The sequence below is a fragment of the Mycobacterium heidelbergense genome (genome assembly GCF_050205645.1).
In the GTDB taxonomy this organism is placed as follows: domain Bacteria; phylum Actinomycetota; class Actinomycetes; order Mycobacteriales; family Mycobacteriaceae; genus Mycobacterium; species Mycobacterium heidelbergense_A.
Map to the genome: position 1 here is coordinate 24,141 of NZ_JBNMQT010000025.1, position 26,251 is coordinate 50,391.

At 65.6% G+C, this 26,251-nt stretch carries 1 protein-coding gene (running past both ends of the window); it reads right to left on the reverse strand.

On the reverse strand, positions 1 to 26,251 hold part of the coding region annotated (locus tag ACQI5H_RS21780) for a LuxR C-terminal-related transcriptional regulator (RefSeq protein WP_427081364.1) (this coding region is incomplete at both ends). Its footprint runs off both ends of the window (24,140 nt to the left, 14,189 nt to the right); 26,251 of 64,580 annotated nt are visible.

The following is a 26,251-nucleotide window of genomic DNA, read 5'->3' on the forward strand; positions in this document are numbered from 1 at the left end:
CGGTGCCGTCCATGTAAGGCGACTTCTGCGGTCCCGGCCATGCAGTCACCTCCACGCGGTAGCCGTTCCCATACTCGTCGGTGTAGCGAACCGTTGAACCATTACCGACGTGGTAGAAGTCGACGATTTGGACGATCAATCGCAGGCAGTCGGCGACGGCTTCCCATCCGACATCGTCCGGCAGCGCCGCAACAAGATCCCCATCACGCGCCTTCACATTGTCAAGTTCCTCGAACTGCCCGAGGAACCCTTCGCTCGACGCGTCCCCTGGGCGCATCCGACGCTTGATTCCCTCTAGCGCGAACCTCGACGGCTCCACAACCCGCCCAACCTCGGGCAGCCCACCGACACTTTCCGCCGTCACCGGGTCAAGCAACTCGACCAGAGTCTTGATCACGTCCCGATCCCAAACAACGCAACGGCGCACACTATCGCCTGCCTGCAACACCAAGGCAGGCATCTCACGATCATCACGCAATCGCACGGTGCGCACACCTACGACTCGATAACCGGCGAGGTTCTGGCGCTCCACGTCGGCTTGGACCGGACGGAAGAATTCGACCACGCCATGTCGACCCAGCACCGCGGTGAACTCCCGGGCGTCGCTGCGTGACCGCATGACCCCATCACCGATGTCCTCAAACCCCTGCTGCAGCAACTGATCCCTGACGACCACAGCCTTCCTCATAAATTCATCCAACCGCGCCTGGATGTCGGCTGGCTCGAACTGATCGCCGTGAGAGTTGTCGTCTCCGACGTAGCGGACAAACACGTTCTGCGGATTGACGGCCACCGCTGCCACGGGTCGCCCAACCTCAGGAAGCCGGAATTCCCTGTGGTGGAAGCGAATACCGTTGGCTCCTCGCTCGAGCAAGAACCCCGCAGCCCGGAAAAATGCATCGTTCACCTGCTCGATGCCGACCATCGCGCCGAGATCCTCAGTTTCCGTTTTCCATGCGCTGCCGGCTGGAAGCGCGCCCGGCGAGGTCGCCAACAGGTTGGTCAGGTACCCGCCGCAGCGCACCAGCGCCGCGGCCATGGCCTCGAAGGCCAACGCCACCGCCGGCCGATCGCCCAACGCCGACAACAGAATTCGGGCGCCCGGCCCCTGTGATAGCTGCGCGCGCCGCGGCGGTGCCAACCAAGCGGAATTTACCCGCACGGCGATCCCGCCAGCGCCGAGTCGAATATCAAACCGCGCGGACTCGTCAAGGCCGGCCGTCGCAAAATCCGTCAGGTCGAACGACTCGATCGGCAGGCCGTCACCGAACGCGGCGCAGAAGTAGTCCACCACCCGCGCAAAGTCACGCACCGTCTCGAGGTCCGTGTCGGCATCCCCCAAAGACAAGCGGACGCCGTGCTTTTCGCGCAGTGCCTGCGTCACCTCCGCGGGTGTGTCTAACCGGCTCCACTCGTCGCTTCCGAGCCGCAGCAACGGAATGCCGCCGGGGGGCCTGGACCCGAAGTCGGCGTTGGAGGTGGGGTTGCCGATGAGACCGGCGTCTGTGCCACGTGTGTCGATGCGGGAGCGGGGGCCGGACACGTTGCGTCGGGCCGCGCGAGCGGGACCGGTGGTGTCGGCGCGGGTGGTGAGCGGACCTGGCCCCTGCACGCTATGTGGCGGGTCCGCGCGATTGGGTTGGGCGCTGCGGCCCGAGACCAGGTGCTCGGTGCTCGCGCGCCCCGCGGGGGCGACATGCGTGTCGTCGGATCCGGGAGGGGCGCGCTCGGATTTGGCGTCGGCCGTGCCGTTGGCGGGGCGTGCGATCTCGAACCACGCTCGCCGCCCAGCGGAATCGATTTCGGCACCAAAGCGCCGATAATGCTTCAACCATTTCGCGTCCGGCAGCTCACGTCCATCGTCGGCAAGAGTGACCCGCAACCACGGACCCGACGGGTCGTCTCGCACCTCGACAACGACCCGCGCACCATCGGCTCGGCCGCCCAGCAGCTTCGAAACCGTCGCGACCGCCCCCTCGGCATCCGTTTGCGCGGCCTGTTCCGACCAGTCATGGCTTTCCGCCAACGCAGCAATCTTCGCCGGCGCCTCCGGGTCCGGCCACACCAAATCCTCACGACGGCTGGCCGCAGAGCTCGGGACCCACTCGGGCACCGCTTTCTCGAACAACTCCACAAACGCGGTCTTGCCGGCGGCCCCGATCGCGTAGCCCCACACCATATTCGGGGTCCACAGCGTAGCGGCCGACGCCGGGGCCTGACGACTATCCTCGGCGACTTCGATCCGCAGCTTCCGCTCATTCGATGGACGGCGGCCCGGGGACGCCGTCACCCGAACCGGGCCCTCACCACGCCCGACACTCTCGCCCACTAACACACGGATCTTGACGCGCACCGCGTGAAGCTGATCGACAGTCAGCCAACCCATCACACCCAACCAGTCCGCAACCCGATCGCACGCCTCGGCGACCCCGCCAAGATCGCGATGCTCGACAGCCGTGCCCAAGCATGGAACCAACTCGCGCCGCTTATAAGCGCGCGCCACCACCTGGGCATCGTCGCAGTCGCCCGACAGGACGAGATCATTTTCGATACCGCTGATCAATCCCCCAATCACGTCCTCGGTGACTTTGAACGCCGTGGCGATCTCACTCCTCGTTTTCCCTTCGGCCAACAGTGCGGCCACGAGGTATCGGCTGTACGACAACCGCGCTGGGCCCAGCACACCTATCTCGGTACCTGCCCAGCCGAACTCGTAGGCCATCGCCGCCAGGTGAGGGTCATTGCGGGCACCGGACTTCGCGCATGCGCTGCCCAGGTGGCGTTCCACGCCGTCCGGGTCGAGGCCCGCCTCGACACCGATCTGCTCGATGTCGAGCCCCTCGGCCCACAGCCCTACCACCTTGCGTTCAACCGCGAGCAGGTCCGGCGAGCGGCGGGAGCCCTGTTTCGCGGAGCTCCTCGCGAGGGCTTCTGCGATGTGGGCCGGTTGTTTCGCATGCAGCATCTGGTGCCAGTAATTGTCCACCGTCAGGTCAGCGGGGTCGTATGCACCCAGCTTCTTCTTAATGCGCCGGACGTAATCATCAACAAAGTGCTTGGTTTCGCCTGACTGCCTGGCGATCTTCTTGTTAGGGAGCCCCTCGGCAAACAGTGCAAACACCGCGACCTGTCGGTCGGCCAGGCTCTTCATCCGCTCCTGCAGAGCTTCCGACACGTAATAGGCCATCGTCACCAGGTGGTGGTCGTTACGTGCACCCAGCTCCTCGCGCAAGTGCCCGAGGAACATCCGCACGTAATTCGCGGAGAGGTCTAACTCGTCGGCCATCTCCTCGATTTCGTAGCCTTCGACCGCCATCGACCACACCTCGAGGTGGCGGATGTCGAGTCCCCTCACGCAATCCCGCAGGGCTGCAGCGTCTGGCGCTTCGGTCTTGGCGACCGATTCCGCCGGTGGATTCTGGGCGCCATCTTGCAGCCGCTCCGATTCGACGAGCTTCCACTGCTGGTGCAGCGTCACCAGATGGGGGCGGTTTTGCGCGGGCAGCTTCCGCAACAAGCTAGTGATACAAACCTTCACTTCGTCCGGACTAAGAGTCATGCGTTCGGCGATCGCTTTGATGGTGAGCGCCTCGCCACCGAGCAACCCCATCACCTCGCGTTCACGCGGGGATAACGCACCCACGAGGCCACGCAGGTTGTCCGCGTCGTCGGGCCACTGCGCATGTATCAGGCCGAGCAGGTAGGCCTTCGCCACCCCCAGGGTGAGGTTCTGGCTTGCTTCCAGCCTGGTCAGGGCCTTCTTGACCAGCGTTTCCACCTCCCCCAAGCTGATGCCCAACCGCTTGGCGATCTGTTCGTCATTGAGCCCCAGGGCCTTCAACCCAATCACCTGGCACTGCGGCGGGGTCAGGAGCGCGGCGCCCTCGGTGGCCGCATCGGCTGTGCCGCGATCACCATTCGCTGGGCGCGTCTCTGGGGTGTCGGCGTTCGCAACCGATTTCGTCGCCTCATCAACCGGCGAGGCCTCAGGCGAGTTGGCGGCCGAGTCTGTAGCGTCAGCAGGGTCGGCAAGATCGGCTGGCGAATCCGGCTCCGGACGCACCAGCTGCCACGACGGCAGCGCCGACCCGGAGACGGGCGCGCCGGTCGGTGAACACGCCAACCTCATGGCGATTTCTTCGACGGTGACCCCTTCGGCCAGCCGCGCGAAAATCCAGCGCTGAAGATCAACCAGCTGCGGCGGGCCTGGCCGCCATCCTTGCGCCACGGCGGCCACACCGCTCTCGTGGGTCATCGCCACCAAGCGCTCCACTGTCAGCGCACCCGTCCGGTGTCGGGCCTCAGTCAGGTACGCCTGCACCCTTGCCAGGGACAGTCCGGTCCACTGGGCGATCTCCGCCTCAGACCAGCCCCGGGCGCGCAACTTGACCACCTGCAACCCACGCCCGTGCAGCCGACCAATACCCACATCGGCGGCATCGACTACCAGGCCGCTTTGGCGAGCCAGGGTCACCAACTGGACGCGCTCATCAGCGCCCAGCTCCTCCATGACTTTCTGCACAAGGTCGCGCACGGTGGCCGCATCAACGTTCCGCCGGACGGCCATCTTGTCATCGGTGAGCCCCTCGACGCCCAACGTCCTCAACACCGCGCGCGCCGGCACGGTCCTCAGCTTCGCCACACACGCTTGCAAAACCTCAGGATTCTCTACGGGCCCCGGGTACAGCAGGCCGTACCGGTAGAGCAGAGCCACCAAATGGGCGCGGTCATCAGCACCCACCTCCAGTGCCACCCGGTCCAATTCCGCGGCCACGATCCTCTTGGCCAGCCCCAACCGGGCCGCCACATCCTGGGTGCCGTGCAGCTTCCCCTGCAGCGCCGACACCTCACGCTGACGCTCGGTCAAATCCCTTACGCCCACCAGAAAACGCGCATCTACGCGCCCGGCTAGTAGCCCGAGCCGGTCCGCCTTGACTACCGCCTCGGTACGGTCGCGTGCGTCCAGCGTCGTCATCAAGTGCACGACACAGTGGTTCGCGTAGTTATTGCTGATGCGTAACGCTTTAGCGATCTCTCTGTTGCTGAGTTCCTTGGCCATCAGCTCAATCACGTCCTGCTCGCGGCGAGTCAAGCTGACGGGACGCTCCTGCCCGGCCTCCGACATGCCGTCCAGAGCCTCGTCATCTACTAGCCCACCCTCGAAGGCGATTCTCACCAGCGGCTCGCGCCGGTGGCCGCCGATTCCCAACGTCCGGCGGATGTTCTGGAGCTCGGTTTTCACGGTGCGCTCACTGCAATCCAACCGCTCAGCGATCTGGGCATTGGCCAGCCCGTCGGCTAGCAACCTCAGGATCCGGAGTTGACGGGCGGATAACGCCTTCACTAGGCGCACCTTCAGGTCTTCTGAGACGTTGGGTGGATCTAGCCTGAAGGCAAACGCCACCGCCTGGGTTCGCCCGTGGGCACCCACTTTCCGCTGGATATTCTCGCGGTGGGTCGTCACAGTGCGCATGCTGATGCCTAAAAGTCGGGCGATCTCTTTGTCGAGGAGACCCCTCTCCAGTAGGTCGAGCACCTCTTGCTCGCGGTCGGTCAGGCGCGACGAGCCCCGCCGAGCGTGCGCGCCATCCTCGCGCGCCCCGCGCCCCGCGCCTAGGTCTTTGCCCTCACCGACGGACTCCGTCACGTCTGCGTCACGCATGGCCGCAGCGTCGACCTTGGGACGGCTTGGGGTGCTGTCGACGTCCCGCTCGTCCGCACCGCGGTGGTTATCGGAGTCGCCCGGCGTGTGGCCGCCGCCGCCGGAGCCTCCGGACCCGGCAGACCGTCGCGCTCTCCTGAAGCGGGACCCACGCGCACCTCGGCCAAACCTGGGCTCGGAGTCGCTAGGCGCATTCCGCTTAAAGTCGTCACCCAAGAAATCGTTGCCCAGTCCACCCGCCGGTCTTGGATTCTGCAGGCCCTCATCGTGGCGACCCGTCACGCGCTCCGGATCTGGGCGCTTGGGGTCGGTCAGTCCCAACCCGTCGGTCGACTCCTGGTCGTGATCGCGCTCCGAAGTCTCGATCACTGCGCCCCGCACACTGTCCGTGGAGACCGTGGCGACGACGGCGGCGCCGTCACGGGCCGAGATCAGATGCTCGGTGTTCACCCGCGGGGGATCGACGGGTTGGGTGACACCCGGTCGGGGGGGGCTGCGCTCGGAGTCGCCGAGCGCCGTCCCGTCGCCGGGGTGTTCAATCTCAAACCACACGCGCCGAACACGACCACCGGCCGCCAGCGCGGCACCAAACCGCTTAAAACGCTGCAACCATGTCGCGTCCGGCAGTACACCGCCCCCGTCGGCGACGGTGACCCGCAACCACCGACCCGATGGGTCGTCTTCCTCGACAAGGACCCGCGCCGCATCGGCGGCATCGGGCGCTTCGGCGGGGCCGCCCACCAGCTCCCCAGCCGTCGCGACCGCAGCATTCACGTCCTCCAGCGACCAGCCATGGCGCAGGGCCACTTCAGCAATCGTCGACTTCGCCTGCTCAAGGCCCGACCACGGGGGCCGCTGGCGTAGCGCGTTTTCGAATAGCTCCACAAACGTCGTCGTGCTGGCCGCCCCGACCGCGTAACCCCACACCATATTCCGGCTCTCAACCAGGGCGGCCGACGTCGGGACGCGACGACCGCCCTCGCCCACCGCGATCCGCACCGACCGCTGACGCGACCGGTCGCGGCGCGCGTCACCCCTCACCCGCACCGGGCCCTCGCCGTGGCTAACCCCATCGCCCACTAGCTCACTGAGCACTCTTTGCACCGAGCCGACCTGATCACCAGTCAGCCACCTCAGAGCACCCAGCCAGTCCGCTACCCGAGCGCACACCCCGTCGATGCCGCCGACATTGCCATGCGCGACGGCAACGTCGAGCCGCGAAACTAACACGCCACACTCGTAGGCGCGCGCCACCAGCGTGGCGTCGTCGTCTGCGACGAACTTTTTCCTGACGCTGCTCCACCACGATTCAACGACGGCAACGGACACATGGGACCGCGCGGCTAGCGTAGGGAAGTCTCGCTTGGTGCCACCGGCGGCCAGCAGCTCTACCACGGCGCGCTCGCCCTCGGCCACCACCAGGCTCGACGCGTCTGCCTTTGGAGCTACAAAGCCGTGCGCGTAGGCCATCGCCACCAGCTGGGCGTCAGTGCGTGCGCCCAACTTCCGGGCAGCGCCCCTGAGGACAGTTTCAAATTCCGAGTCGAGTTGCACCCGGCGCGCGATCTCGTCGTCGGTGAACCGCTTGACCCACAGGGTCATCACTTGCAGTTCGCGCTCCGTCAGCTGTTGGCCGCTATCTTGCTGCCCTCCCGGCTCGACGAGTGTCCACTCTTGGTATCGCGTCACCAAGTGGGTACGGTCACGTGCACCCAGCTTCACCTGCAAGCTGTCGACACACCGTTTCACGGTATCCTCGCTGATGACCAACGTCTTGGCGATTTCGGCGTTGGTGTCCCCGCTGGTGCTCAGCGACGTCCACACCTTGTATTCATCGTTGGACAACGCCGCCACGCGCTCCTGCAGGGCTTTTGAGTCTTCCGGGACGCTCGCGTGTAATTTGCCGAGCCGGTAGAGCACCACCACCGCCTGGGTGCGGTCGTGGACACCCAGCGTCATAAACAGCTTGGCGAGGTGCCAGCCGACGGTTTTCTCACTGATGCCTAACGCGCGAGCGACATCTCGGTCGGAGTACCCCTGGGCAACCCGCGAAATTACCTCGCCCGCGCGGGCAGTCAGCTCGACTGTGCGCTCTGGCATAGCTGGTGACGCATCGAGCAGCGATCCCCGATCGACCAACCCACCCATGTAGGCAATCTTCACCAACTGCCGCTGGGACAGATGGCCTTCGCTGAGACCCAGCGCCTTGCGGATCTTTCCGAATTCCGCCTCGACCGTGCCCGCATCGCAATCGTGCCTGCTTCGGCGCAGCCGTGCGGCGATCGCGTCGTGGTCGGTGAGCCCCTCGGTGGCAAGCAACGCAATGATCTGGCGTTGACGCTCGGTCAACGCATTCAGGCGCTCCCGCACCTCTTCTTGCACGTCGGGCAGATCGAGTAGACCGTACCGGTAGGCCAACACGAGCGCATGAGGGCGATCACGCGCACCCAGCTTCCGCTGCGCGTTACGGCCGTGCGTTCTCACGGTCACTGTAGCCAGGCCTAACCGTATGGCAATCGCGCGCCGGGTCAGCCCGTCGGCCATCAGCTCAAGCACCCGGCGCTCACGAGGCGCCAGCTGCAGCCGACGGTGCTGTGGGTCCTCGCGGGAAGCCCGTTCGTCAAAGCTCTTCTGGAGGGCTTCTGCAGTGTGGGGCGGATGCGCCGCGTCTAGCATGCGGCGCCAGTAGTCGGCCGCCGTCATCTGATCGCCGTCGGGTACACCCAGCTTCTTCTCAATGCGCGCGACGTATTTGCTGACCCAGTCCGTAGTGATGCGCAACCGCTTGGCGATCTCATGGCTAGCGAGCCCCTCAGCGAACAAAGCAAACACCGCGACCTGTTGGTCGGCCAGCTTCTCCAGGCGCCGCTGCAGAGTTTCGGAGACATACAGCGCCATCGTCATCAATTGGTGGCGGCGACGGCCGCCCAGCTTCCTCAGCAAGTGCGCGATGTAGGGCTCCACGATGCGTGGGGTGAGGTTTAATTCATCGGCGATCTCCTCGGTTTCGTAGCCCTCGACGACCAGCGACCACACCTCGAGCTGTTGGAGGTTCAGCTTTTCCAGGCCAGCGTTCAGCGTCTCAGCATCAGGCCAGTGGCTCGGAGCTACCAATCCCCTGTCGAGGGCTGTCCTGACCGCCTGTGTGCGGGTACGTGCGTCCAGCCTTCTCTTCAACGCCGCGACGTGCTTGTTCACAGCGTGTTCGGAGATGTTCAACAAACGGCCGATCTCTCGATCGGTGTAACCCTCGGCCATCAGATCGAGCACCTGCTGCCGGAGATGACGCTCGATGTTGGCGACGATGACCTCGCGCGCGTAGCGCGCCAACCCGGGCGCCGCCGAGTCATAGTCGCGACGCAAGCCCGGCGTCGTGACCACTCTTCCCGCCTCGTAACGCTGCACCCGGTAATCGAATCCGTCGCAGAGCCGCCGCGACAGGGCAAGGTGCCGCTCGGCCAGCGCGTTGGCTTCATCGCAGCCCGGCCGCACATCCCTGCTCATGGCCGAGGCGAAATCAGCGTGCAACGCCCACCATTGGTCGGCCAACTGCGACATAGCCGACGCAGACAGCGCCGCCACCGCCTCGTCCATCTGCATCACTACACGAATGGAGTGGATGTGGTCGGCTAAGGGAACCAGGGGATTGCCGCGATCATCACCGTAACCCGCCAAGACCTCCTTCACGGGTGGGTGCGTGGGTGGCGGTGGCCAGCCCAACAGCAACTCGCCTCGGGAACGCTGCTCCACCCTGGGGTCGTGACGGCGCATCTCGTCGTGGACGTTGAAGACCGAAACGACGTCCTCACCCATCGGGAAGTCCTCACCGAAGCGGCCCGGGCCCACCACCACGGCCCCGCAATCGCGGCCCAAATAGCCCAGCGTCTCGGCCACCTCCGCGTAGGTCGCGGCCTGCGGGTGGGTTCCGACGGCGTCGTGCGCCGCCGCGGCCGGTGGACTTTGATGGGGTCCGCGAGGGCGCACATCATGCCCATAGATCTGTGTCCATAGCGCAAGGGTCTTCTCCACCTGGCCGGGCAGGTGATCCGCGATCTCCTCAGGCGACGGTGGCTGCCAACCCTCGAAGAAGTCCTCCACCGGGTGAGGATCAGCGTCGGCAGCGCCCTCGCCCCCACCGCGTGGTTCCCGGCCGCTGCCAACATGGGCGGCAGCGGGGTTATCCGCTGGCCCGGCCCGAACACGGCCGGGCAGCCTTTGCCACCACGCCGCCACAGTGCCCCCGGGACCGAGTTTGCTCGTCCAGAGGGCTTCTGTGGTGTGGGCCGGATGCCTCACCTTTAGCATGCGGTTCCAGCAGTCGACCGCGGTCAGGTGGGTGCGGTGGTGCACGCCCAGCTTGCGCCTAATGCGCAGGACGTAATTTTTGACGAAGGGCTTTTCGAGGCCTGACCGCACGATGATCTCGTCGTCGCGGCACCCTTCGGCGAAGAGCGCAAACACCGCGACCTGCTGGCTCGCCAGATTCTGCAGCCGCTCCTGCAGGGCTTCCGACACGTCATAAGCCACGGTCGCCAGGTGGTGGCGACTACGTGCGGCCAGCTTCTCCGTCAAGTGCCAGATGTATTGACGCACCGAGCCCGGTTTCATTATTACCTCGTCGCCGATCTCATCGTCTTCGTAGCCCTCGACCATCAGCGCCAACACTTCGAGGTGCTGGGTGTCCAGCTCGTTCACGCAATCCCGCAGGGCTACCGTGCCATCGGCCCGGTCCCCCCGAGGCACCCGCCCACTGCGCAGGGCTATCGTCACCACCTGGGCGAGGGTGCGTGCACCGAGCATCCCCTTCAAGGCCATGAAATGATCGGGCACAGTTTGCCTGGTGATGCTTAACCTATTGGCGATCTGTTGGGTGGTGCAGCCCTCGACCAATAGCAACAGCACCTGGTAATCGCGGTCGGTCATGGGACGGTCTTGGATGTTGTCGACCGCGGGCATGCTCTCGGAGGACGTGTCGGGTGTGCCCCAGTCGGCATTCACCGGGCTCGCCGACCCGGCGACTGGCGCGTCGGCGCTATCCGCGTGCGAGCCTGCGTTCGATTCCCGCGCGACGGCGTCGCCTTCCCCATCGCCGCGTTGCTCAGACGCGCCGATACCAGCCATAAACCCGGGCGGAAGCAGCGGGTCGCCCGGCCAGTCACGAATGTCGCCGTCGGCCGACCATCGGATCACCGACAACCTCGCCCCCGACGGCAACGACCCCACATCGAACCGCTGTGGTTCCCCTTGCCGCACAACAGAATCGCGCATCCACACCTGGCCGGACTCGTCTCGATACACCGTCACCAGATGCGACCTCGCCGGATCCTCATCCAAACTCAGTGGCCGAACCGCCTCGGCGTCCCAGTAGGCGAGCCACGCGACCTCACCCGGCGCTAACTCCTGCGCCAACTCCGCACCCGAACCCACCTCCCGAAAGACCCCCGCGCCGGTCGAGTGCTGCACCGACAACACAAAACCGCCCGCCCCACCGACCGCCAACCGCGACTCATCCACCACCCCGACCACGCCGCGCTCGGCGAAAAACTCCCGCACAAACCCCACGTTCCACAACACACAATCCAACCCCGACCCCACCCCGGGACCGACGAAACCCCCACGCAACCAAGGACTTTCAGCGAAGGAGATTCGGGCGATATCGGCCGGCGCGGCGCCAGCCTCACTTTCCGGCTCGACGCCGGCGGTAGTCCAAACTTCGCTGACCGCCGCCGGCACCTCAGCCGAAAAACCCACGTCGCGAACATCCGCGGTGATCACCGACGCCTGAGCTCCACCCGGGGTTGAAAGCCGCTCCGCGTCAGGCTGCCCCCGCAGGGCAGGAGGCGCGTTGGCGACACCCGGCGCCGCGTCGCCGCCCTTTGTCGGGGCATCCTCGGCTGGCCAAAGGCCGAGCTTGGCGGCATTCGCCGCCGCGCCGGCGCGTTTCGTTGCACCTAGCGCTGTGAGGACGTTGCTGATCAGTCCTTTGGCGCGGGTCACGCTTATACGCAACCGTGCGGCGATCTCGTCTCTGTTGAGCTCCTCGCCGACGTACAACGCCAACACCCGTTGCTCCTGTGGGGTTAAGGTCACTGGGTGTTCCTGCCGGGCCCAGGACTCCGGATCTGCCAGGCCAAGCTCGTCGGCTTTCGCCGCCGTCTCCGCGCGGGTCCTTGTTCCCAGCGCAGCCCGAAACTTGTCGATCCAGCTTCGCGCGGTGGTCACACTGATTCCCACCTGCGCGGCGATCTGTTCCCTCGTTCTTCCCTGTAACCACAACTGGAGTGCCGCTTTTTGCTTCTCGGTAAACGAGTGCTCCCGCGGAGCCGGGGACCCCGGATCGAGCACGCCGTACCGGAAAAACGTGTCCACCAGTTGGGTGCGGCCGCCTGAACCGGCCCTCCCTTGCAAACCTAGCCGCCTCCGCAGGCGCTCCGTGTACCGTTTCAATTGCGCCCGCTCCATACCCAACTTCCGCGCGACCGTTGCGAGTGTGCCCCCGTCGGCTAGGGCCGCCACAACCCGGCGATCTCGCTCAGTCAGCTTCTCCAGCAACGGCTGCAGTTTGGATGGTGCGTCGGCCACGGTTTCCTGAGCCAGCCACCCATGTGCGTAAGCCTTCTTCACCATGTCATCGCGGTTTTTTGCGCCCAGCGCCTGGTAGATAGCCTGGACGTCCGCTACCGCGGTGGTGTAGCTGATGTACAAGTGCGCGGCGATCTCGTTGTCGCTGCGGCCCTCGCGTATCAACAGCAGCTCCCTGTATCGGTGGTCGACTATCGTCAGCTGGCTCTTCTGCAGGACCAGCGCCTCTCCAGGTGTGCTTGTCCGATCTCCCAGGCCGCCCAGGCAGGTCTTCGTCACCAGCTCGGGGCGGCTCTTCGCACCCAGCTTTGCCATGACGCTGCTGACGTGTGCTTCCACCGCGGTGACACCGATCGACGACTGTTCGGCGATGTCTTCATTGGTGCACCCATTGCCCACCAGCGCCAGCACCTGGCGTTCATCCGCGGTCAACACCACCACGCGCTTCCGCGCCGCCTCGTTCTCGGGCCGGTCGCCGTCCGCGTCGAAATTTTTGCCGCTGTCGGGGTTTTGGGTGTTCATCCTCATCGATGCGACCGCGTCGCGGTGGACGCCGAACCGCGCGCGCGACAGCCAATCAGCAGGCACCTCCGTGGTGCCCAGTAGCTGCGCGGCATCCAATAGATCACTGACCCGACTGGGCACCGCAGCCGAAAACAGTTTCCCGACCTCACGTGTCTGCGGCTCGGCAGAAGACAAACCCGCCGGGGCCGAGCGGTCCATTGCCCATGCGACCGCGACCAGCTGCCCCAGTGTGGGCTTTCGGCCAGGAGTCATCAAGGCGACTACCGCTTCGGGAAGGATGTCACCGAGATTGACCGGCTCGGCAGAACTCGTGGCCCGGTCGTGGTGGCCAAAGGTCGATTCCACCCACGTCTGGAACGCCGGATCCGCCGGATTGGGCTCAGCTTCTGGGTCGGTCAGGCGGACCAGCGGGACGTACACCCGCTCGAACACCAACCGGCCCAGCGACGGCCCGACATCGCCCCGGCAGGCCTCACGTAGCACACGACCGATGCCGCGGCGCACGTCATCGGCGAGCTCTTCGGGGTTGGCGAGTGACCCGATATCCACCGCCTCCAACCGCAGCCACGGGAACAGGCGATAGCCCTCGTCGAGGATCCGCACCACCGCACCGATCCCACCCGCGCCCGGATCACTATCACCGAGTCTGGTATCGCCGGGCGGTGAAATCAGGGCCAGCGGAGCCAGCACCGCCGCGATGGATAAGGCGAACCCGCGCAACGCCTTAACATCGATATCGCCCGCGTCCACCTCGTCGCCCCGGGCCGCCGTTAGGTCTGCCAGCGTCAGCCCGAACGCCACCCCCAACCAATCCAGGATGTCCTCGACACTGGCCGCCTTGACGAATCCACCCATCAGTGGCCAGATCTCACCCCCGGCACGCCGCCACGCCCAACGATCCTGCAACGGCCCCAACGGCAAACGAATCGCCGGCCTCGGGCTGTGTTGAGTGTGCCGAAGGTAGAGCGCGGCCGCCTCGGTGCGATTTGTTACGCCGAGCTTCCTCAGTACGTTGGTTACTGTGCCATTTACGATCTGAACACCGATATTCAACCGCTTGGCGATCTGTCCGTTCTTCTGGCCCTTGGCAAGCAACGTCCATATCTCGAACTCGCGAGGGGTCAGGCCTGCGATTGCGTTGTCATCCGCAGGCCGCCCATCTTGCCGGCTCTGCCGGAGGAATATCACGGCCGCCTCGGTACGGTTTTGTGCATTCACCTTCGCCTGCGTGTGCCGGAGGTGACCTCGCACAGTGCCCGGACTGATCCGCAGCTTTTTGGCGATCTGCTGGTCGGTGAGTCCCCGGGCGACCAGCTCGAGCACCTCGCGCTCGCGGCTGGTCAGAGACGCCAAGCTTTGTCGGTCTTCGGTATTCGGCCGCATCGGCGCAGCCGGCCTGCCGGTCGGCGATGGCCGCCGTAGCACACCCCGCTTGTAAGCGTTGAGGACCAGCTGGGCGTCGCTGTCCGCATCCAGCGCAGTGCGGAGACGATCAATCACTTCCCTCACGAGCTCAACACCGACGTTGAGATGCTCGTCGATTTCGGCTTCGGTTTCTCCGACGGCCACCCGCCAGACCACAAACTGTCCTGCGGGGCGTAGCTGCGCCTCGCGCTCATCTTTCGGTGGATCCACCAGGCCGCTGGCGCAGGCTATCCCCATCATGTACGCGGGAGTGCCGCCGAGCTTCGCTAGCACCTTGTGGAGCACCGGATCGACACCGATGAGGTCGAACTGACGCGGGTCAGCGATCTGCTCATCACTTAACGCCTCGGCCCAGCGCGTCAGCGCTCGCACTTCGCGCCCGGTCAGCGTCGCCAGCTCCACCGGCGCGATTCCGGGGCCATGCTCTGCAAACTTTTTGAAACGCAGCCCAAACTCATCGACTAAGCCGTACTCCTCAAGCCTTGCCACCGCCTGAGCGCGCGTGTGTGCTTCCAGCTTTTTCAGCAGCGTCTTGGTGTGGCTCTTCACGTCGCTTGCGCTGATGTACAGCTCTTTCTCGATCTCTTGGTCATCGAGTCCCAGCACCAGCAGCCGCAGTACCTCACGTGCCGTACCGGTTATCCCCTCAACAGCGGCTCGCAGGCGTGGCGGCGCGCGCTGCGGCGGCTTGCGATCGAGTACACCTAGCTCGTAGGCGAACTCCACCGCCTGGGTGCGGTTGTCTAGCCTCAACTTGTCCAGCAGGTTGATGACGTGACGATGAATGGTGGACCGGGATCGTTTCGCCCTGTCGGCGATTTGCGGGTTGGTGAGCCCCTGACCTAGTAGACCCAACAGTGTGCGCTCGTCGGCAGTCAGGTCGAGGTTCGATGTTGGCGGTGCACCCTCTGCGGGCTGTGGCAGTCCCAACCCCAGGTCGAGCCTCCCCTCTTGGTATCGCGTCACCAGGTGGGTGCGGTCACGTGCATCCAGCTTCACCTGCAAGCTATCGACACACCGTTTCACGGTGTCCTCGCTGATGACCAACGTCTTGGCGATTTCGGCGTTGGTGTCCCCGCTGGTGCTCAGTAACGTCCACACCTTGTATTCATCGTTGGACAACGCCGCCACGCGCTCCTGCAGGGCTTTTGAGTCTTCCGGGACGCTCGCGTGTAGTTCGCCGAGCCGGTAGAGCACCACCACCGCCTGGGTGCGGTCGTGGACACCCAGCGTCATAAACAGCTTGGCGAGGTGCCAGCCGACGGTTTTCTCACTGATGCCTAACGCGCGAGCGACATCTCGGTCGGAGTACCCCTGGGCAACCCGCGAAATTACCTCGCCCGCGCGGGCAGTCAGCTCGACTGCGCGCTCCGGCATAGCTGGTGACGCATCGAGCAGCGATCCCCGATCGACCAGCCCACCCGCGTGGGCAATCTTCACCAGCTGCGATTGGTAAAGACGGCCTCTGAGACCCAGTGTCTTGCGGATCTTAAGGAACTCCGCCGCGACCATGCCCGCATCGCAATCGTGCCCACGTCGGCGCAGCCGCGCGGCGATCGCGTCGTGGTCGGTGAGTCCCTCGGTGGCAAGCAACGCAATGATCTGGCGTTGACGCTCGGTCAACGTCTTCAGGCGCTCCCGCACCTCTTCTTGCACGTCGGGCAGATCGAGTAGACCGCGCCGGTAGGCCAACACGAGCGCATGAGTGCGATCACGTGCACCCAGCTTCCGCTTGGCATTAGCCTCATGGTGTTTCACCGTCCGCTTGGCGAGGCCCAGCTTTTCGGCGATCTCGTCCCTGGCGAGCCCATCGGCTATGTTCTCAAGCACCTGGCGCTCACGAGGCGCCAGCTGCACCCGGCGGTGCTGCGGGTCCTCACGATGGCTTGGGGTGCTGTCGACGTCCCGCCTGTCCGCGCCCCGGTGGTCATCGGAGCCGCCCCGGGTGTGACCGCCGCCGGAGGCACCCGACCTGGCCCGCAATCGCGCTCCCCTTCTCAAGCGGGCACCGCGGCCGGCAATGTCCTCGGGGTCGCGAGGCGCATTGCGCCGATAGTCATCATCCAAGAAATGGTCGCCCAGCCCACCGGCTTGTTCCGGATTCTCCGGGCCCTCATCGTCACGACCCGTCGCACGCTCAGGATCTAGGCGGTTGGGCTCTCCCGACCCCGCCCCGGGACCGACGAAACCCCCACGGAACCCAGGACTTTCAGCGATGGGGGTTTGGCCGATATCGGCCGGCGGGGCGCCAGCCTCGCCGCCTTGTTCGCGCGGTTCTGTAGCGAAACCGATGACGTCGGCGGCCTCCCGAGCCTTACGTTCCGGCTCGGCGCCGACGCGGGAGGCCAGTCTCGCGAAGCTCCTCGCGAGGGCTTCTGCCATGTGGGCCGGGTGTTTCGCACGCAGCATCTGGTGCCAGTAATCGCCGACTGTCATGTGGAAGGGGTCGTATGCACCCAGCTTCTTCTTAATGCGCCGGACGTAGTCATCAACAAAGCGCTGGCTTTCGCGCGACTGCCTGGCGATCTTCTTGTTGGGAAGCCCCTCGGCGAATAGTGCAAACACTGCGACCTGTCGGTCGGCCAGGTTCTCAAGCCGCTGCTGCAGGACTTCCGACACGTAATAGGCCATCGTCACCAGGTGATGGTCGCTGCGTGCACCCAGGACGGCACGCAAGTGCCCGACGAAGGTCCGCGCGTAGTGCATCGAGAGGTTTAACTCATCGGCCATCTCATCGGTTTTGTAGCCTCCCACCACCATCGACCACACCTCGAGGTACCGGGTGTCCTTGAGGTCCTGGGTGTCGAGATCCCTCAGGTAACCCCGCAGGAATGTAGTGTCGGGCCGGTACCCCGAAGTTTCCACCCCAAGCTGCAGGGCTCTCAGCACCAGGTCTGCGCGGTTGCGTGCACCCAGCTTCGACTCCAAAGCCCGGACGTCCCCGTGCAAACGGCGTTCGCTGACGTTCAGCAAACGGGCGATCTCTGTGTAGTCGTGACCCGCGACCATCAGATTAATCAGCTGCTGCCGGCTCCCGGATACCGCCGGCAGGTGCTGCTGTTGCCGCGCCGGACCGCGCTCCTCGGGGTGGCCGTGCACGTTCGCATCGGTTTCGCTGCGGTCGGGTTGTGTCAGCTTCGGCGGGGCGATTGGTGGAGTTTGGGTTTCGACAGTCGGCTCCGCCGGTAAAGGCTGGGCGCCATCTTGCAGCCGTTGCGATTCGATGAGCTTCCACTGCCAATATAGCGTCACCAGATGGGCGCGGTCCCTTGCACGCAGTTTGAATCGCGATCCATCGATCTGAGCCTGCACGGTCAGCGGACTGCTGATCAGGCGTTCGGCGATCTTTTTGGTGGTCAGCGCCTCGCCGCACAGCAACGCCAGCACCTCGCGTTCACGACGGGATAGCTTCCCCACGCGGTGCCGCAGATCGTCTGCGTCATCGGGCCACCGCGGGCGTATGAGGCCGAGCAGATAGGCGATCGCAACCGCCCGGGCAACGTCCCTCTCTGCATCCAGCGTGGTCAGGATTTCCGAGATATCCCATTTCACTTTGGCCACACTGATGCCCAACTCTTCGGCGATCTCAGGCCCGCTGAACCCCCAGGCCACCAGCTCAATCACCCGCCATGGGTGCTTGTTCAGCAGCGCTAAGCCTTGCTCTGCGTGCTCACCGCCTCCACGCTCAACGCTTCCGACAACCGCGGCCTGGCCAGCGTTCGATTCGCCGGCGGACCCATCCCTCAGGTGATCACCCGCGGATTTCGGCGAATTCGGCCGTTGGCGATCCAATCCTGGCGTGGGCGGCCTGCCGACTGGCCGCCACCCCGGCTCCTCAATATTTCTCCACTGCCAGTACAGCGTGACTAGGTAGGCACGGCCGCCTGCACCAAGCTTGCGCTTCAAACGAGTGACGTGCGTCTTCACGGTATTAATTGGGATGCCCAAAACTTCGCCGATCTGTTCGTTGCTGGCCCCCGTGCAGCCCAGCACCTCCAGCACGTCATGTTCACGGGGGCTGAGCGTCTTCATGAGCGTCTTCAGCCGACCCTCGTTGTCGGGAGATCCCGGGCCTAGGCCGAGCTCGAAGGCATTCACGACCGCCTCGCTCCGCGAGGAAGCATCGAGCTTGTTCAAGATGCGGCTGACAGTCGATCTCACCCTCTCCAAACGGATAGACAACCTGCTGGCGATGCTTCTGTTCTGGAGCCCCCGGGCCATCAGCTGGAACACCTCGTTCTCGCGCTCACTCAGCAGCGACGAGCTCTCCCCATCGCCGCGTTGCTCAGACGCGCCGATACCAGCCATAAACCCAGGCGGAAGCAGCGGGTCGCCCGGCCAGTCACGAATGTCGCCGTCGGCCGACCAACGGATCACCGACAACCTCGCCCCCGACGGCAACGACCCCACATCGAACCGCTGTGGTTCCCCTTGCCGCACAACAGAATCGCGCATCCACACCTGGCCGGACTCGTCTCGATACACCGTCACCAAATGCGACCTCGCCGGATCCTCATCCAAACTCAGTGGCCGAACCGCCTCGGCGTCCCAGTAGGCGAGCCACGCGACCTCACCCGGCGCTAACTCCTGCGCCAACTCCGCACCCGAACCCACCTCCCGAAAAACCCCCGCGCCGGTCGAGTGCTGCACCGACAACACAAAACCGCCCGCCCCACCGACCGGCAACCGCGACCCATCCACCACCCCGACCACGCCGCGCTCGGCGAAAAACTCCCGCACAAACCCCACATTCCACAACACACAATCCAACCCCGACCCCGCCCCGGGACCGGCGAAACCCCCACGCAACCAAGGACTTTCGGCGAAGGAGATTTGGGCGATATCGGCCGGTGAGCCCGGCGGCTGGCCAGGGCCCAGTTTGGTCTTCCAGAGGGCCACTGTCGTGTGGGTTGGGTGCCGCACCCGTAGCATGCGTTTCCAGCAATCGAGCGCCGTCGGGCGGAGTTGGTGTAGACGATGTACACCCAGCTTGTTCCTGATGCGCCGGGAGTAATCATCCACAAAGCGCGTCGGCTCGCCCAACTGGTTGGCGATCTCCCTATCGGGGAGCCCTTCGGCGAATAGCGCAAACACCGCGACCTGCCGGCTCGCCAGGTTCTCCAGCCGCTCCTGCAGGACGTCCGACACGACATAGGCCACTGTCGCCAGCTGGTGGCGACTACGTGCACCCAGCTTCTCCTTCAAGACCGAGATGCGGTCTGCCACGATGCGCGGTTGGAGGAGCAACTCGTCGGCGATCTCATCGTCGTCGTAGCCTTCGACCACCAGCGCCAACACGTCTAGGTACCGGGTGTGCAGCTTGTTTACGCAATCCCGCAAGGCTGCGGCGTCGGCCCGGTCGCCCCGAGGCACCCGCCCACTGTGCAGGGCCACCGTCACTACCTGCGCGACGGTGCGCGCATACGACATCCTCTTCAAGGCCATCACATGCTCGAGCACAGTTTGCTCGGTGATGGTCAACCTATTGGCGATCTGTTTAGTGGTACAGCCCTCGACCAACAGCCACAACACCTGGTATTCGCGGTCAGTCAGCAGCCGGTACAGCGCCTCCAGGTGCGAGCGGTCGCGCGCAAATAGCTTCCACTGCAAGCTAACAACATGCCACTCGACCATGCCCAGACTGATGTCCAGATTGCGGGCGATCTCTTCGTCGGTGAGCCCCTCGCCGCCCAGCATCGTCAGCACCTCACGATCACGGGCGCCCAACCTCTTAATGCGCTCCTTCAGGGCGTCAGGGTCCTCCGGAGATCGCGGGTCCGGGTCGCTCGGAAATCGCGGAGGCAGTAGGCCGCGCCGATAAGCCCTTGCCGCCGCGTCTGCGGGGTTGCGTGCATCCAGCTTGCGCGTCATGCGCCCGGCGAAATACCTCACGCGCTGCCAAGGGATGACCAACACGTCCGCGATCTGTTGGACGGTGAGCCCTCGAGCTGCGAGCTCAAGCACCTGCTGCTCGGGGTCGGTCAGTTGCGACGAGCCCGAGGATCGGCCGAGCGGGAAATCCGTTACCGCGTCGGGCAGCGAGATGGTGCCGATGCCGGCGAATTCCGGCCTGCCCGGCACCACCGTCATCGGGGCGCCCCGTCGGGTGTAGACCATGACATACACCGGTGTGTTCGCCGCGATCGATCGCAGCCCTTCCTCGTCCCCAGTGACGTCGGCCAACGTGACCTCGCCGGTGGCGGCGTCGAAATCCAACTCCGCGGCGTGGCCCACACCGCCAGGCAGGCCCACGATCATCCGCAGCCCATCACCCTCGCGGCCCGCATCGACGAGGCCTTGCCCCAATGCCGGCAACAACTTGTAGGCCGCCTCCAGACTTTCCACCTTTTGCACCTGCGGAAAACCTTCGGCTGGTCCGCGACCGGTGAGCAGGCGGCGCCACAGGTCACGCCACAAGCCGCGGCGTTGGGCGCGGTCGCGGGCCCACCGCCCCTGCAACGCCGTTTCCAGTTCCCGCAGCGAGGAAACCTTGCGGCCCACCACGACATCGCTGAGAGCACCCACCGTGCCGTCGGCTTCGTTGGCTTGGTTGGTGCTCAGCCAAAACGCCGCGGTCAACGCCGGCACGCACTGATCGATCGCCCGCACACCCACAACACCGCGCATCTCCACCGCCGTGCGGGCCAGCACCTGCGCGACCGATAAGTCGCCTCCGCCCACCGGCGCGAGCTCCTCGCCGCGCAGCAACACCTTGGCCCCAATCGACTCCCCGGACTTACCGATGACCGCCACCAACTCCCACGGCAACGGCAACTCGTCCACCGGCCCGCGCAAACGCTCGCGCAGCGCCTCGAGCACCGCCTGATCCTCGACATCAGCAACGCTCACATTGGCGGCGGCCTGCTGCCACGCCACAATCCGACGCACCAGCCGCGACAACACCACCCCCGCCGACTCGGGCGACTGGGGTTTGCCCGCCGACCCCCGGTCCATCTCGAACCACAACACCAGCCGCCCGTCGTCAGCCGACACACCCCAGCGATCCGCCAACCGATCCAGCATCACCGTGCTCGACAGCTCAGCCCCCGACCCCGCCGCACGCCGCAAGTACTCCTCGAGGTCGCCCTCCACCTCCACCCGCACACCACGCCCCGTGCCCAACAACCGCGTCCCCACCGCGCCCTCGGTGCACCCCAACAAATGACCAACAAGCTCGGTGAGCACCTTGTCGGCGCGGCCGACGCCGTCAGGATCCAACGCTCCACTCTTCTCGGCGAAACCGAGCATCCGGCGTTTGGCCTCGCCCACCGGCTCCGAACGGCTCAACCCCTCCGCGCGCAGCAACTGCCACGACGGCCGCGGCACCGACGCGAACGCGACCCGGACGTCGGCAAGACGCTCGATTCCGGTGCGGGACACACCGAGACCAGCCGGAACCTCGAATTGAGCCTCGTGTGCGCGAGCGCGGCCCGCGACGGCGACAACGATGACCGGTTCCGTCGCGCCGCCCGTGGTGTGTGTGACGTATAGCATCCCGTCTTGCAAGAAGTCGTCGCCGGTTGCCAGCTCGGCTCGCACCAACTCGTAGGCCAATCCCTCGATGCGCTCAAACCAGCCGAGGCCTAAGGCCCCAATGGCGCGGTGCACTGCACCCGAGATCGGCACCATTTGCAAGTGCAATGGCCCGAACAGCCGCACCTGCTCCCAGCCGTGATCATCGAGCCCCGGAGGCAAGCCCGCACGCATGGCGACGGACTCGAACCAAGGGTGGTCGAAAAACCCCGGCGGCCGACGATCCAACAGCAAACCCGCAAAGGAATAGGCGACCTTGCCCTCCGAATCGACCACCTCGAGCACCAGCTGAGGCTCGCCCAGCGCCGGCTTGAAGGAGTCAGAACCTCTCGGCTCGTGCATGCCGGCATCGTCATTCACCCCGCCGGTCAGCGCGGCCGTCCCAGGAACCGGACCGGACAGCTGCAAGCGCAGCGAACCGCGCTCTCCGCTCGCCGCGAGATGCCGCTCGTCCAGCACATGGGCGATCGCCGCGGCGGCATCGGCATGCTTCTCGGCGACACCCTCGTCGCGAGCCAATTTCGCGACCCAGGCCGCCGCGGCGAGCCCATCCATCCCGTCGCGCGCCGCGATGGGCAACCGGGCGCTGACGGACAACTGCCACGGCACCAGCGAACTGGCAGGCCCGAGCAGGACCCAATCCCCCGCAACGCCGCCGATCAGCTTCGTGAACAACGTGGCGGGCTGAGATCTTGTCGGGTTCGTCAGCTCCGCTCGTGCGCCAGTGATGGGCGCCACGGCACACCAGTGCCGAATCCAGTCCGCCGTCCATGTGAAGGACGAGACATCCAGGACACTGGCGAGATCCTCGGGCGGACCTTCCCGTATCCAGGGGAAGCCGCCGTGCCTAACGGGCGGGCGAAGTGGGGCTACGGTTTCGTCGTGCGATGACTGCACCCGTGGGGCTGACGGCGTGCGCTGTGAAACCTCGAAGACCACCCGCCGCAGCGATTTGTCCCCGTCCGGGAGCTGCTCGACCCACCACGGTGCGGCCCCGGGTAAATACCCGAAGTCCGCGAAGCTATCGAGGACGGGATCGCACGGAGTCCCCTCGACCGCAACGACAACACTTGCCGCCTCTCCCCTGGCCACGTCGCCGCGAACACCGATCCGGACCGTGACGGGCTGATCCTTCGCGAGGCCACCGACCACGGCTTTGAGCACCCGCCTAGCCCGCCGCCTGGCGCGACCGCCCCAATCGCCCGGCAGCCGAGAGGCGAGGAAGCCCCGCAGCACCGGGGCGCGATCGGACGCTCCCGCCGGCACCACCAGCTCATCGGCTGCCGCCACTACCCCGGAGGGGGTCACAGCCCAATCCAGGAGCGGTCCGTTGCCCTGGAAAACCAACAGCGGCTCGCCCGACGCCAGGACCCCAACCACCACCCGGGACACCCACTGCACCCGAATCCGTTGCCGCAGCTGATCATTGGCCCACTCGACCGCAAGGGTTATCTCGCCGGACGGATGACCCAACAGTCGCATCTGCTTGGCCAACGCCTCGCCGACCGCATCGAGTCGTGCCGGAACCCACCACGAGATCACCGGCTCCGACATCTCGCTCGGGTCCGCTGAACTATCGAAGGTCTCGAAGAACCAGTCGGTGTCGCTGTGCGCGTCGCGGCCGTCGACTACGTGTTCGGGGTCGGCCCCCAGGTCAACAGCCGCGTCGGCGTCAGCGCCACCTTCGCTCGCAAGCGAATGGGCCCCATCATCGCGTCCCGCGGCGACGACGGTGATCTCGGCCTGCAGCAAGGTCGGCTCAGTGGGAGAGACGCGCAACGCCACGCTCGGCTCGATCGCCGCCAAGGCGGTAAGTACAATGTCCGGCCACGGATCCCGGGCGGGGGGGACCTGCTGGTTGATCCCGACCCTGCGGAACTCGAACCGCAGCGTCACCGCCGATCGGTCCCGTGCGACGTCAACGGCCACCGCGCAGGCCACGCCCCGCAGTGAGAGGAAATCGGTGTAGTCGATTGCCAGCTCGATAGTCCGGTCCCGGCCCGACGGATCGACACCGCCCAGCATGGCGCGCAGTGCGAGCAGTTGCTTGGCGTTCAACCAGCTGGACGGCGGAATGACGATCGGCCCCCCGCCGGCGATGCCCGCGAGGTCGAGTGACGCGGCCGTATCGTCAACCGCTGCCACCATCGCGTCCAGCTCGGAGCGGTCTCGCAGGTGCGGCTTGTCGATGCTCAGCCGCTCGGCTGCCTGGAATCGCTCCACCTCCGCCGCGTCGAGCGGCGGCATCTGCCAGAACGCGCGAGCGTCGGCGTACGTCTGGGAGCGCCAGTCCGAATCCGGGTTGTCGAGCACCCACGCGGCGGCCTCGGCCAACGCGGACTTGCTCAATTGGGAAGGATCGGCAAGCTGACGGCTGGATCCTTCGGGGAAGAACTCCCATCCGTACCCGTCGGGAGAGATCTCGCGGGCCGCCTTCAGCGTTTCGAAAGCGGCACGGCGATGCTCATGCACAAGTGATTCGGTTAAGTGATCGTCGTCGACGCCGGCAATGCGTTGCTCCGACGGAGTTCCGGATTGGGGCCGAAGCCAGCCCGCCACCTGGCCGGCTTCGTTGGTCGTGATGACGTCCACCCCAAGGATCTGGCATATTTCCGCGTCCCTGCGCGCGGTGTGACCAAATGCGCCGCGGCGGCACGCGCAGATGAGATCGAGGCCGGCATCATGGGCCATCTGGACTAAGTGGGGACGTGCGCGCAGCTCGGCGATGTTGACGGTGATCGCCGACGCGCCGATGCGCTTTGCGGCGGCGAAGGCCTCCGGCCCACTACCCCAGATCAGCCCGGTCGGCAGGCTGGGAGCGAGCTGCCGCACCTGCCACAGCGAATCCTGATACGAGGAAACGACTACCGCGCGGGGTTCCTCTGCCGATATGGGCGCGGCCATGCCAAAGCGGTCAAGGAGCCGCACTAGCTCGCGCTCCAGCGCTCCCGCGGGCTTCGGAGGACGGTTGAACACCCGCAGCGCTTCGCGCGAATACGCCGCGGGCGCAACATACGGGGGTTTGGTCTCGATCATGATCGTTACCGGGCGCGGATACTTACGCACGAAGTCGAGGAGCTCCTCCAACGTGAGCAGCTCGGGGTCGAGTGCGCGCAACTCATCCCGCGTCTTGTCGGCGACCCGGCCGGTGCCTGTGGTGGTGCGGTCGACTGTCTTGTCGTGTATGACGACCAGATGCCCATCGCTGGTGGGCTGGACGTCGCATTCGATGGCGTGCGCACCCTGCTCGAGCGCCAGTTTGTAGCCCGCCAGGGTTAGCTCCTTGCGGTCAAGTGGAGCCCCGCGGTGGCCCACCACCAATACGCCACCGCCGGGGGCGCGCAGCACCGACTTGTGCGCGGGGTGCTCAGGACGCCGCGACGGGTCGAACGCCCAATGCACCTGCGGGACGGCGGGTTTGGTGCCCTCGGGCCCCCACACTCGCCGCGCGGCGGTCAAGTCCACGAGGTCGCGGTAAAGAGCGCTCTGGCCCAGCCTTAATGGGCGCAGGGCCGCATCCTTAACCGGCTCGCGATCCGGGCGTGCCCACAACATCCAGGCGTGCGGATCGGCCGAGCGCACCTCGTCGAGCACCGCGGGCGGGAAGGCATCGACGTTGGGAAGCCTGCCTCGCCTGTCGGCCAGCAACTCGATCGGTTCCTTGAGGGGATCGCCACCGCTGAGGACAAGGCGGCCGTGGCGGTCGAACGCCCATATATGCGGCTTGGCTATCCCGACTTCAGCAGCGCCGGTGGTGGTGGTCTCAATCTTCTTGTCGGCCTCGTCCACGTCCGCCACAAACTTGCGCTCTGCGGCGGTGAGCTTCGTGCCGCCGCGTTGCTGCAACAGCAGCCCGTGCCGGTAATTTCGGAGCCGCTCTAAGGTCAGCTCATTGGCTTCGTAGCGCGCCCCAGTCGGGAAGCCGCCGTTGCCAACGAATTCCGAGTAGTTGTCGATCAGGGAGCGCTGCTCTTCGCCGGTCAATGTCAGCCACGCCCGAGCGTCGGCCGCTGATTGTTCGACACGTTCCGTGGCGGTGCCCTGTTCGTTGAGCAACTTCTCGACGGCCTCGGGCGAAAGCGGCGGATCCCACTTCGTCGCCAGCGCGTGGAGGGCCAGGCCGCCGCCGGGGTCGATCCCGGCGGGCACATCACGCCAACGCTCGGCGGGGTCGCGTTCGCTAATAGCCTCCTCGGGCCCGGCGTCGGTGGGCCCCCGCGCAAGCCAGCTGATGGCTTGCTCTGAATAGTCGCTGCCGATGAAGGGAACCCTGAGAGCTCTGACGTACTCCATATTGCGCGGGTCGTTGACAACCCAGGCGTAGGTGACCATGCCTTCGGCGGCCGCCAGGTCGACGAGTTCGGGGTAGGCGCGCAGCGTTCGAATGCTGGGCCCGAATGCGGTGGCTCCGATAGCCTTTGCCACATCCAGGGCACGCATCGCCAACGCCCGCGGCGCGGTATTGCCAAGTGGCGGCACGAGATACGCGGTCGGTAGTGTCGGCGCGAGCTTACGCACCAGCCG